The sequence below is a fragment of the Nocardioides sp. T5 genome (genome assembly GCF_048161455.1).
Classification (GTDB): Bacteria; Actinomycetota; Actinomycetes; order Propionibacteriales; family Nocardioidaceae; genus Nocardioides.
The window spans coordinates 630190-641959 of record NZ_CP182415.1; the positions used below are offsets into that span (position 1 = coordinate 630190).

Consider the following 11770-nt stretch of genomic DNA (forward strand, 5'->3'; position numbering starts at 1 on the left):
CTGGCCCAGGCAGGTGAACGGGCAGCGAGCGCGGTCTGGACGTCAGCGGGCGGGCAGGATCCGCCCGGTGACCTCGCCGAGCGAGATCCGGCCACCGCCGGTGCCCGGCGCGGTGTAGCGCAGCGTCACCTCGTCGCCGTCCTCGAGGAAGGTGCGCTCGCGCCCGGCGACGGTGAAGGGCTCCTTGCCGCCCCACGACAGCTCGAGCAGCGAGCCGCGCTGGTCACGCTCGGGGCCCGAGACGGTGCCCGACCCCCACAGGTCGCCGGTGCGCAGGCTGGCGCCGTTGACCGTGGTGTGGGCGAGCATCTGGGCAGGCGACCAGTACATCGTGCGGTAGGGCGGGCGCGCGACGACCTCGCCGTCGAGCACCACCTCCACCTCGATGTCGAGTCCGGCGGGCCCGTCGACGCGGAGGTAGTCGAGGACCTCCGGGTCGTCCTGGCCGGGCAGCTCGGTCCAGGCGGCGTCGAGCGCGGCCAGCGGGGTGACCCACGCGCTGATCGACGTGGCGAACGACTTGCCGAGGAACGGCCCGAGCGGGACGTACTCCCAGGCCTGGATGTCGCGCGCGGACCAGTCGTTGAGACCCACGACGCCGAACGTGTGGCGCGCGAAGTCGGCGGTCGGGACCCGGTCGCCGAGCGCCGACGGCACGCCGACCACGAAGCCGAGCTCCGCCTCGATGTCGAGCCGCTGCGAGGGCCCGTAGGTCGGCAGGTCGTCGGTGGGCGCCTTGCGCTGCCCGCACGGGCGTACGACGTCGGTGCCCGACACCACGACCGTGCCCGAGCGACCGTGGTAGCCCACGGGGAGGTTCTTCCAGTTGGGCAGCAGCGGCTCGGAGTCGGGGCGGAACATCCGCCCGACGTTGGAGGCGTGGTGCTCGGAGGCGTAGAAGTCGACGTAGTCGCCCACGCTGAACGGGAGCAGCATCGTCACCGAGTCGACCGGGGCCAGGGCCGGCTCGACGAGGCGCTCGGTCTGGTCGGTCAGCAGCCCGGTCACCCAGGCCCGGGTGGACTCCCAGACCGCCGGCCCGGCCGCCATGAACGGGTTGAGCGTGGGCTGGTCGAACAGCGCGTGGGTGTCGACCATGTCGGCGGCGGCGACCACGCTGAGGTCGAGCACCTGGTCGCCGATGCGCACCGCCACCCGCGGACGCTCGCCGGAGCGCGCGAAGACGCCGTAGGGCAGGTGGTCGACGTCGAAGCCGGAGCCGGCGGCTCCCTCGACCCAGCTGGTGCGGTTCATGCGTTGTCCTCCGAGTCGGTGGATGCGGGAACGAGTCCGAGGGCGACCAGGTCGTCGCGCGGCTCGGTGACCGAGCACGAGCCGAACGAGGTGAACCAGCGACGCGTCGCGGCGACCCCGCTGTCGGCGAGGGCGGCCGCGAGCGCGGCACCGTCACGCTGCTCGAGGACGGCCTCGGCGTCGACGACGCTGCCGCCGTCCCAGAGCGTCCTCGTGGCGACCAGCACGTTGACGAAGCCGTGCGCGCCACCGCCCTCGGGGTCGTGGCGGACCGCGCGGTGCAGCCCGGCGGTCGCCTTGAAGCGGGTCTCGCGGTCGAGCGCGGCGTCGATCCAGCCGGCGACGGTCGCGGAGTCGGGGACCAGGTCGTGGTCGACGTTGCCGAGGCGCAGCTTGAGCCGGTGCCCGCAGGCCGCGACCTCGTCGGCGGCCGCGAGCCAGCGGGCGGTCGCGGGGCCGGGGAGCTCGACGTACAGCGGCACGTCGACCTCGGCCGCCCGCAGGGCGGCGTCGATCCGGCGGACGTTGCCCACGGGGTCGTCGACGTCGCGGACCGCGATCTCGACGGCCGCCACGTGCAGGCCGAGCCTGGTCGCCGCCCCGAGGGGACCGGCGAGCTGGCCCGCTCCGCCGGTGACGACCACCGACAGCGGTGCGCCGAACCCGCGTACGAGCGGGAGGTCGGTGTCGCGCAGGACGAAGCTGCCGACCAGGTCGCCCCACCACTCACGGCGGCGCTCGATGTGCGCGGCGGTGGCGTCGTGCAGGGGGACGTCGCCCGGCGGGAAGATCGCGGCATCGTCGACGAAGCCGCGCCACTCCTCGGGCCAGCCCGCTGCTCCGGGAGGTTCGACAGGTGCGGGGGACGGGGTCACGGGGCTACTCTAGCCACCAGATAGCGGACGCTCGCGTCCGATAGTCGGATGATTGGACGCACCCATGGCCCACTACCGAGCACTCGGCCGGCTGCCCCGCCAGCGCCACACCCAGCTTCGCGACGACGACGGCCACCTCTTCCGCGAGGAGCTGATGGGCGAGGAGGGGTTCTCGTCCGACTCCTCGCTCCTCTACCGCCGGGGCGTGCCGAGCGCGATCGTGGACAGCCAGGTCTGGGAGCTGCCCGACCAGACGCGCACGCCCAATCACCCGCTCAAGCCGCGCCACCTCAAGCTGCACGACCTGCGCTATCCCGGTTCCGGGGGAGGCGCCTGCCCGGTCGAGGGCCGCCGGCTGGTGCTGGGCAACAACGACGTCCGGATCGCGTACGTCGTCACCGGCACGGACCCCTCCCCGCTCTACCGCAACGCCATCGGCGACGAGTGCGTCTTCGTCGAGTCCGGCAGCGGCACCGTCGAGACCGTCTTCGGGGTGGTGCCCTACCGCGCCGGCGACTACGTCGTCGTCCCGCGCGCGACCGACCACCGCTGGGTCCCGGCCGAGCCGTCGCGGCTCTACGCCGTCGAGGCCAACAGCCACATCCACCCGCCCAAGCGCTACCTCTCCCGCTTCGGCCAGCTCCTCGAGCACGCCCCCTACTGCGAGCGCGACCTCCACGGCCCCGCCGAGACGTTCCAGGCCGAGGGCGAAGACGTCGAGGTGCTGGTCAAGCACCGCACGAGCGCGGGGATCGTCGGCACCCGGATGACGTACGCCACCCACCCCTTCGACGTGGTCGGCTGGGACGGCTGCCTCTACCCGTACACGTTCAACATCGAGGACTACATGCCGATCACCGGCAAGGTGCACCAGCCGCCGCCGGTCCACCAGGTCTTCGAGGGCTGGAACTTCGTGATCTGCAACTTCCTGCCCCGCAAGGTCGACTACCACGAGCTCGCCATCCCGGTGCCCTACTACCACTCCAACGTCGACTCCGACGAGGTCATGTTCTACGTCGGCGGCGACTACGAGGCGCGCAAGGGATCGGGCATCGGCATCGGCTCGATCAGCCTGCACCCCGGTGGTCACGCGCACGGCCCGCAGCCCAGCGCGATCGAGGCGAGCCTCGGCGTGCAGTACTTCGACGAGTCGGCCGTCATGGTCGACACGTTCGCCCCGCTCGAGCTGGGTGAGGGCGGCCTCGCGGTCGAGGACCCGGCGTACGCCTGGACGTGGGCGGGACGCGGACCCGCCGCTCCGGAGGGCGCAGCCGGGGACGACGGGGGACCGGCGGTCTACAGCAACAGCTGAGGCCGCCGCCGGGCACGGGCGCGAGGCGGCCCCTCTCTTCGGGTGATCACTAGCGTGGTCGGCATGAGCTCCGCAGACCTCCCGCCCTGCGTCTTCCTCCTCTTCGGCGCCCGCGGCGACCTCGCGGCCCGCAAGCTGTTCCCCGGCCTCTACCGGCTCGCGGCGGCCGGACGGCTGCCGCAGGACTACGCCGTCATCGGCAGCGGCCGGCACTCGCCGGGCTCGGACGACGAGTTCCGCGACGAGGTGCGCGCGGGGCTGCGCGACTCGGTCGACGACCTCGACGACGACGTCGCACGCGACCTGCTCGAGCGGCTGTCGTTCCAGACCTCCGACGCCGACGACGGTGCCGACCTCGCCGCCCGGGTGCGGGAGGTCGAGGAGGGGCTCGGCGACGACGTACGCCGCGTCGTCTACCTGTCGGTGCCGCCCACCGCGATGTCCGGGATGGTCGGGATGCTCGGGCGCGAGGGGCTGGCCGAGCGGGCCCGCCTGGTCATCGAGAAGCCGTTCGGGCTCGACCTCGAGTCCTTCGACGAGCTCGACCGCGACGTGCACGAGGTCTTCGAGGAGGAGCAGGTCTTCCGCATCGACCACTTCCTCGGCAAGGAGGCCGTGCAGAACCTGCTCGCCCTGCGCTTCGCCAACGCCCTCTTCGAGCCGGCGTGGAACCGCCACAGCATCGCCTCGGTGCAGGTCGACGTCCCCGAGACGCTGGCGATGGAGGGCCGCGGCTCGTTCTACGAGTCCACCGGCGCACTGCGCGACATGGTCTCCACGCACCTGTTCCAGATCCTCGGCGCGGTCGCCCTCGAGGACCCGGGGGAGTGGTCCTCCGAGGCCGTACGACGTGCGCGTGCCGCGGTGTTCGCCGACGTCCGCCCGCTCGACCCGGCCCGCGTCGTGCTCGGCCAGTACGACGGCTACCGCGACGAGGACGACGTCAACGAGGACTCCGACGTCGAGACCTTCGTCGCCCTCGAGGCCCGGGTCGACAACGACCGCTGGCAAGGCGTGCCGTTCTTCCTGCGCACCGGCAAGGCGATGGCGGAGACCCGGCGCACGGTCACGCTGCGCTTCCGCGCGCCCGACTCGACGGTCTTCGGCGTGGGACGCGCTCGCGACGAGCTGGTGCTGGAGCTGGCCGACGAGGCGCAGATCCACGTCGACGTCCTCGGCAAGCGGCCGGGCCCGGAGATGGAGCTGGCCCCGGCCACCATGCGCCTCGACCTGGGCGAGGAGCTCCCGCACGACGAGCCGCTCGAGGCCTACGAGCGCCTGCTCCTCGACGTGCTCCACGGCGACCACACGTTGTTCGCCCACGCCGACGAGACGCGACGGCTGTGGGAGGTGTGCCAGCCGGTGCTCGACGACCGGCCCGCGCCGCTGCCCTACGAGCAGGGCTCGTGGGGTCCGGCCGAGGCGCTCGACCTGCCCGAGGGGGGCTGGCGCCTCGGGAGTGGCGACGCCGATGGCGAGTGACGCGCCGGGCGCAGGTGGCCCCGCCGCGCCCATCGCGGACCACGGCCTGATCGGCGACCTCCGCACCGCAGCCCTGGTGGCGACGGACGGCACGATCGACTGGTTCTGTCCCGGCCGCTTCGACGCGCCGAGCGTGTTCGCCTCGATCCTCGACCCCGACGGCGGCTCGTGGCGGCTGGGGCCGGACGACCCGGACGCCCGCAGCCAGCAGTACTACCACCCCGAGACCAACATCCTCGTCACCCGCTTCATGACCGAGCACGGCGTGGTCGAGGTGCAGGACTTCATGCCCGTCCTGCGCGCCCATGACCCCGACCACCGGCAGCGGCTCGTCCGCCGCGTGGTGGGCCTGCGCGGCACGGTCGACCTGACGATGCACATGGCGCCGCGACCCGACTACGGCAGCACCGACCCGGACCTGAGCGTCGAGGACGGCGTCGTCCGCTTCGCCGACGGTGACGTCCACCTCGCCCTGTCGAGCACCGTCGACCTCGACGTCGCCGCCACCGCGGCGACCGCGCGACTGGGCCTGGCGACCGGCGAGTCCGCCCTCTTCGTGCTCGAGGTGCTGGCGCCCGGCGAGGCCGCGCAGGGGTGCGCCCGCTCGGACGTGTCCGAGCTCTTCGAGTCCACGGCGGCCTTCTGGCGGGCCTGGCTCGCGCAGTCGACCTACACCGGCCGGTGGCGGGAGTGGGTGGACCGCTCCGCGCTCACCCTCAAGCTGCTGTGCCACGAGCCGACCGGCGGCATCGTCGCCGCCCCCACCACCAGCCTCCCGGAGCGCATCGGCGGCTCGCGCAACTGGGACTACCGCTACGTGTGGGTCCGCGACGCGGCGTTCAGCGTCTACGCGTTGCTGCGCCTCGGCTTCACCGAGGAGGCGGCGGCGTTCGTGCGCTTCCTCTCCGAGCGGCTCGGCGAGGCGGCCGACGACTGCGACGACGAGCTCGGCCCGCTGCGGGTGCTCTACGACCTCGACGGCGGGCGGCCGCACGAGCGCGAGCTCGACCACCTCGCCGGCTACCGCGACTCCCGCCCGGTGCGGGTCGGCAACGGCGCGGTCGACCAGCTGCAGCTCGACGTCTACGGCGAGATCGTCGACTCGGTCTACCTCTTCGACAAGCACGGGCGCGGCATCAGCCACGACGCGTGGACCGACCTGAGCCGCATCGTGTCGTGGCTGATGGACAACTGGCAGCGCCCCGACGCCGGCATGTGGGAGATCCGGTCGGAGCCGCGTACCCACACCACGTCGCTCGTGATGAGCTGGGTCGCCGTCGAGCGGATGATGCGCGTCGCGCGCCGCCGCGGCCTGCCCGGCGACCTCACCGAGCTGGCCGCCACCCGCGACGAGATCTACGCGCGGGTGATGACCGAGTGCTGGAACGACGACCTCGGCGCCTTCACTGCCTTCGCGCACAGCGACGTGCTGGACGCGGGCGCGCTGCTGATGCCGATGGTGAAGATGCTCGCCCCCGACGACCCGCGCTTCCTGTCCACCCTCGCCGCGATCGAGGACCGGCTCGTCTCCGACAGCCTGGTGCTGCGCTACGACCCGGGCGCCTTCGGCGACGGGGTCTCGGCCGGTGAGGACGGTGACGCCCCGGTCGAGGAGGGCACGTTCTCCCTCTGCTCGTTCTGGTACGTCGAGGCGCTGACCCGCGCGGGCCGTCTCGCCGACGCCCGCCTGGCGCTGGAGAAGATGTTCACCTACGCCAACCACCTCGGGCAGTACGCCGAGCAGGTGGGCCTCAACGGCGAGCAGCTGGGCAACTTCCCGCAGGGCTTCACCCACCTCAGCCTGATCAGCGCGGTCATCAACCTCGACCGCAGCCTCGACGGCTGACCGGCCTCAGGACGTCCAGGCGTGCCAGAGGTCGGCGTACTCCCCGTCGAGGTCGATCAGCTCGTCGTGGCTGCCGAGCTCCACGATGCGCCCGTCGAGGACCACCGCGATGCGGTCGGCGTCGTGGGCGGTGTGGAGCCGGTGGGCGATCGCCACGACGGTGCGGCCCTCGAGCAGGTTGTTCATCGAGCCCTCGAGCGTGCGCGCGGTGCGCGGGTCGATGAGCGAGGTGGCCTCGTCGAGCACGAGCGTGTGGGGGTCGGCGATGATGAGCCGGGCCAGCGCCACCTGCTGGGCCTGCGCCGGCGTCAGTGAGAAGCGGCCGGATCCGATCATCGTGTCGAGCCCCTCGGGCAGCCGCTCGACCCACGACCACCCGCCGACGGCGGCGAGCGCCTGCCGCACCGCGTCGTCGGGGGAGTTCTCGCGGGCCAGCACGACGTTGTCGCGCACGGTGCCGATGAAGACGTGGTGCTCCTGGGTCACGAGCGCGACCTCGGTGCGCAGCACCTCGAGGGGGAGGTCGACGAGGTCGACTCCCCCGACGCGCGCCGAGCCGGTGCGGGGGCGGTTGATCCCCGACAGGAGGCGCCCGAGCGTCGACTTGCCGGACCCGCTCGGTCCCACGACCGCCAGCCGCTCGCCGGTGCGCAGCCGCAGGTCGACTCCGTGCAGCACGTCGTGGCCCTCCCGGTAGGCGAACCGGAGGTCCTCGGCGGCCAGGTCGACCCCGTCCGGCCGCCGGTCGCCGGGCTCCCGGTCGGGCGGCACCTCGGCGATGCCGAGCAGGCGGCTGGTCGAGGCCGCGCCCACCTGCAGGCGGTCGACCTCGCCGATCACCGCGTCGAGCGGCTCGGCCAGCGCGACGACGTACAGCAGCGCGGCGGTGATCTGGCCGAGGTCGACCCACCCCTGGCTGTAGCCGTAGGCGCCCACGACGAGCGTGACGACCTGCGGCACCTGGAAGGCCGCGTTGAGTGCCGCGAAGAGCACGTTGCGCAGGGTCATGCCGTAGCGCTCGGCCTGCGCCGAGACGGCGATGTCGTCCGAGCCCGCCCGGACCCGCGCCAGCGACAGGCCCAGCGCCTCGACGGTGCGCGAGCCCTCCACGGTCTCGGTGAGGGTGGTGTTGATGCGGGAGTACGTCGCGCCCTCGGTGATGTACGCCTTGGGCGCGCGCCGCAGGTAGGTGCGCACGGCCGGGGTGCAGAGGGCGAACACCACGAGGGCGGGGACGGCCAGCACGACCGAGTTGAGCAGCATCGCGACGACCGACAGGACGACGGTCATCAGCGAGATCAGCAGCCGCGGCACGCCCCACTGCACCGACCGGGCCATGGTGCCGACGTCGCGGGTGACGCGGGTGACGAGGTCGCCCGTGCTGGCCCCCTCGACCCGGCCGACCGGGAGGCGCAGGATCGTGCGCACCACGTGCTCGCGCGCCGAGGCGAGGAGGTCCTGGCCGAAGTGGGTGGAGGTGCGCTGGGCGCCGAAGGTGAAGAGCGCCTGCAGGACGACGACGCCGACCACGGCCAGGGCGAGCGTGTCGAGTCCGGTCGCCGCGGCTCCCTGGGCGTCCACCCGGTTGACGAGCGACCCGAGCAGTCGCGGGACGACGAGCGCGGACGCGGCGGCGGCCGCGTTGAGGACCACCAGCAGCACGAAGGACCGCTTGCGCTGGCGCACGAGGTCGCCGAAGAAGGCCAGCACCGCGCGGTTGCCCGAGACCGGCCAGCCGCGCACGGGGTTGCGGGAGGCGTCGTACACGGCCTCGGCCCGCTGCCGGCGGAGGTCGTGGCGCTGCCAGAGGGCGCGGTTGCGCTCGCGCAGCCCGACCCGGCCGGGAGGGTCGAGCTCGGGCGGGACCGCCGGCGGGTCGGTGGCCCGGTCGCGCCAGGTGTCGGCGGAGGTGGCGAGGAGGTCGGTGCTCATCGGACCGTCTCCTCCTCGTCGAGCTCGCGGGTGACCACGCGCCGGTAGGCCTCGTCGTCGGCCAGCAGGTCGGCGTGGCGGCCCTCGGCGACCACGGTGCCGTCGTGCAGCAGCGCGACGCGGTCGGCGTGGTGCAGCCACAGCGGCGAGACCGTCGTGACCACGGTCGTCCGACCCCGGCGGGACTCCGCGACCCGGGCCGCGATGCGGGCCTCGGTGTGGGCGTCGACCGCGGACGTGGGCTCGACCAGCACGAGGACCGGCGGGTCGGCGGCCAGGGCGCGGGCCAGCACCACCCGCTGGCGCTGACCGCCGGACAGTCCGCGACCGCGCTCGTCGAGCTGGCCCTGCCAGCCCTCGGGCAGCGCGTCGTAGACGTCCTCGGCGCTCGCGATCCGCAGCGCCTCCTCGGCCTGCTCGCGCGTCAGCCGCGCATGGGGGTCCACGGCGTCCTGCAGGGTGCCGGCGAAGAGCTGGCTGGTCGTGTCGCTGACCAGCACCTGTCGGCGTACGTCGTCGAGGCGGGCGCGGGAGAGGTCCACGCCGCCGAGGGTGACGCCCCACTCCCGACGCACCCGCTCCTCGTCGAGCGCCGCGATCCGGGCACGCTCGGCCGCCCGCTCGGCCCGCGAGCGTCGGGCGGCGCGCCCCTTGGTGCCGTCGTCCTCCGCGAGCGGGACGGGCTCGGTGTCGGCGGGCAGGTAGCGCCCCAACCGGTCGGCCAGGGCCGCGCTCTGCTCGGGCACCGCGCTGACGACCACGGTGAGGACGCCCGGCTGCACGGTGAGCCCGCTGGCCACGTCGTGCAGCGGCGCGGTGCCGTCGAGGGCGACGGGCTCGGCCGGATCGCGCCACGGAGGCTGCTGGTCGAAGATCGCGACGGCCCGGCGGGCGCTGACCAGCGACCGGGTGCTCTTCTGGGCGAACTCGAAGAAGGTGCGGATCGGGCCGACCATGAAGAGGCCGTAGCCGAGGAAGGTGATGAGCTGGCCGATGCTGAGGGTGCCGTCCAGCACCTGCCGGGTGCCGAGCCACACCAGCGCCACCAGGAAGATGCCCGAGAGAAGCACGCCGACGGCCTCGACGACGGCCTGCCAGATGCCGGCGGACACCCCGGCCCGGCGGGCCGACTGCGACTGGCGGGCGTAGTTGGTGCCGAAGGTCTGCTCGCCGCCGATGCCGCGCAGGATGCGCAGCCCGGCCACGATGTCGGTGGCCAGCGAGGTGAGGTCGGAGGTGCGGGAGCGCTCGAGCTGCTGGCGACGGTGCAGGGGGCGCAGCAGCGGCAGGGCCGCACCCACGAGGACCGGCGCGGCCACCAGGGTCAGCAGCCCCAGCTGCCACGACATCGTCAGCACGATGAAGGCGACGGTGAGGTAGGACGCCAGCTGGCCCACCGTGCGCGCCAGGATCTCGCTGAGCGCACCGAACTCGTCGGAGTCGCTCGAGGCCACGCTGAGCACCTCGCCGGTGGGCGAGCGGCGCGGCAGCACGTGGCCCATCTGGGCCACCTTGCGGGTGACCATCTCCAGGGCCCCGTAGAGCGCGACCAGCCAGCTCCGCACGACCAGCGTGTGCGACACGACGCCGAACACGCCGCCGATCACGACCACGACCAGCAGCAGCGCCGCCCAGCCCAGCAGCGCTGCCTCGGACCCACCGACGATGCCCTCGTCGACGGCTCGACCGAAGATCCACGGCCCGAGCGTCATCGGGAGGAACCACAGCGCGTAGCAGAGCGACGAGAGGGCGATCAGGGCCTTCTGCTGGCCGAGGATCCAGCGCAGGAACGCCAACGGTGACCGGGTGTCGGGGTCCGGCGTGGGTGCGGCGTCCGTGCCCGTGAAGAACGTCGCGATCCGAGGTGGGTAGTCCTGCATCTCGTGTCGAACCCTAGGCGCCGGTGCCACCTCGGCACGAACCGTTATCGACCGGGGTCACGCCGCGCCGTACGACGGGTAGTCGGTGTAGCCCTCGGCGTCGCCGCCGTAGAACGTCTCGGGCCGCGGCGGGTTGAGCGGCAGGCCCTCCGCGAGACGGCGCGGCAGGTCGGGGTTGGCGATGAAGGACCGGCCGAAGGCCGCGGCGTCGATCAGCCCGGCGTCGATCAGCCGCTCGGCCTTGGCGAGGTCGTAGCTGCCGGCGCCGACGATCGGGCCGGGGTGGGCCGCGCGCAGGGCGCGGCGGTAGTCGTCGTCGAGCGCCGGGCCACCGGCCCAGTCCGGCTCGGAGAGGTGCAGGAAGGCCAGGTCGCGCCGGCCGAGCTCGCCGGCGACGTACAAACCCGCCTCGGCACCGTCGGGGTCCTCGGTGCCGTTGAACGAGCCGATCGGGGAGATCCGGATCGCGACGCGGTCGGCGGACCAGGCGTCGACCACGGCGTCGGTGACCTCGAGCATGAGTCGTGCCCGGTTGGTGAGCGAGCCGCCGTACTCGTCGGTGCGCAGGTTGCTGTCCGCGGCGAGGAACTGGTGGAGCAGGTATCCGTGGGCGCCGTGGATCTCGACGAGGTCGAAGCCGGCCTCGCGGGCGTTGACGGTGGCGCGCCGGTAGTCCTCCAGCAGCCGGGGGATCTCGTCGAGGCCGAGCGGCCGGGGGACCGGGCAGCTGACCCGGGTCGGTCGGCCGTCCTCGCCGCGCACGGTCGTACGGTTGCGGTAGGGCCCGTCGCTCGCCGAGACCGGCAGCTCGCCGTCGTGGAACGACTCGTGCGAGACCCGCCCCACGTGCCACAGCTGCGCGGCGATCCGCCCGCCGGCCTCGTGCACGGCGTCGGTGATGCGGCGCCAGCCGGCGACCTGCTCGTCGCTGTGGATGCCGGGGGTGTCCATGTAGCCCTTGCCCTCGGGGCTGATCTGGGTGCCCTCGGAGATGAGCAGGCCGGCGCCGGCGCGCTGCACGTAGTACTCGCGCATCAGGTCGTTGGGCACGTCGCCCGGCACCGAGGCGCGCATCCGGGTCAGCGGTGCCATCAGCACGCGGTTGTCGGCGCGGACGGCGCCGAGGGACAGGGGCTCGAAGAGGGAGGGCACGCCAGCCGCCAACCGTCGCGACCGGTCGGTTGTTCCG

The 11770-nt window shown here is 73.3% G+C and carries 8 protein-coding genes; 3 read left to right on the forward strand and 5 right to left on the reverse strand.

The annotated features are described in order from the left end of the window. Nucleotides 1–42 precede the first annotated feature (42 nt). The gene (gene fahA, locus ACNKF0_RS03045) at nucleotides 43–1254 is read right to left on the reverse strand and encodes a fumarylacetoacetase (RefSeq protein WP_416955644.1); all 1212 of its coding nucleotides are present in this window, start codon (nucleotides 1252–1254) and stop codon (nucleotides 43–45) included. Then, complete coding sequence (locus ACNKF0_RS03050; protein WP_416955646.1) at nucleotides 1251–2129, reverse strand: hypothetical protein; 879 nt, start codon at nucleotides 2127–2129, stop codon at nucleotides 1251–1253. Before ACNKF0_RS03050 ends, fahA begins: the two co-directional genes overlap by 4 nt. Nucleotides 2130–2193: 64 nt before the next feature. Between ACNKF0_RS03050 and ACNKF0_RS03055 the strand changes: the two genes are divergently transcribed. The 3 genes from ACNKF0_RS03055 to ACNKF0_RS03065 all read left to right on the forward strand — a co-directional run bounded on the left by ACNKF0_RS03055 (nucleotide 2194) and on the right by ACNKF0_RS03065 (nucleotide 6769). Then, complete coding sequence (locus tag ACNKF0_RS03055) at nucleotides 2194–3441, forward strand: homogentisate 1,2-dioxygenase (RefSeq protein ID WP_416955648.1); 1248 nt, start codon at nucleotides 2194–2196, stop codon at nucleotides 3439–3441. A gap of 63 nt (nucleotides 3442–3504) precedes the next feature. Next, nucleotides 3505–4923, forward strand: a complete 1419-nt coding sequence (gene zwf / locus ACNKF0_RS03060) for a glucose-6-phosphate dehydrogenase (RefSeq protein ID WP_416955650.1) — start codon at nucleotides 3505–3507, stop codon at nucleotides 4921–4923. Continuing rightward, nucleotides 4913–6769, forward strand: a complete 1857-nt coding sequence (locus ACNKF0_RS03065) for a glycoside hydrolase family 15 protein (RefSeq protein ID WP_416955652.1) — start codon at nucleotides 4913–4915, stop codon at nucleotides 6767–6769. Before zwf ends, ACNKF0_RS03065 begins: the two co-directional genes overlap by 11 nt. Before the next feature lie 6 nt (nucleotides 6770–6775). Here the strand turns inward: ACNKF0_RS03065 and ACNKF0_RS03070 are convergent, their stop codons facing one another. From ACNKF0_RS03070 to nemA, 3 genes are read right to left on the reverse strand one after another with little or no spacing between them, the layout of a single operon-like run. Beyond that, nucleotides 6776–8701, reverse strand: a complete 1926-nt coding sequence (locus ACNKF0_RS03070; RefSeq protein WP_416955654.1) for an ABC transporter ATP-binding protein — start codon at nucleotides 8699–8701, stop codon at nucleotides 6776–6778. Continuing rightward, nucleotides 8698–10581 (reverse strand): ABC transporter ATP-binding protein, encoded by a 1884-nt coding sequence (locus ACNKF0_RS03075; protein WP_416955656.1) that lies wholly within the window; start codon nucleotides 10579–10581, stop codon nucleotides 8698–8700. The genes ACNKF0_RS03070 and ACNKF0_RS03075 overlap by 4 nt, the downstream gene beginning before the upstream one ends. 57 nt (nucleotides 10582–10638) lie before the next feature. Next, nucleotides 10639–11733, reverse strand: coding sequence for an N-ethylmaleimide reductase (gene nemA / locus ACNKF0_RS03080; protein ID WP_416955658.1), 1095 nt, complete (start codon nucleotides 11731–11733; stop codon nucleotides 10639–10641). Nucleotides 11734–11770: the final 37 nt, after the last annotated feature.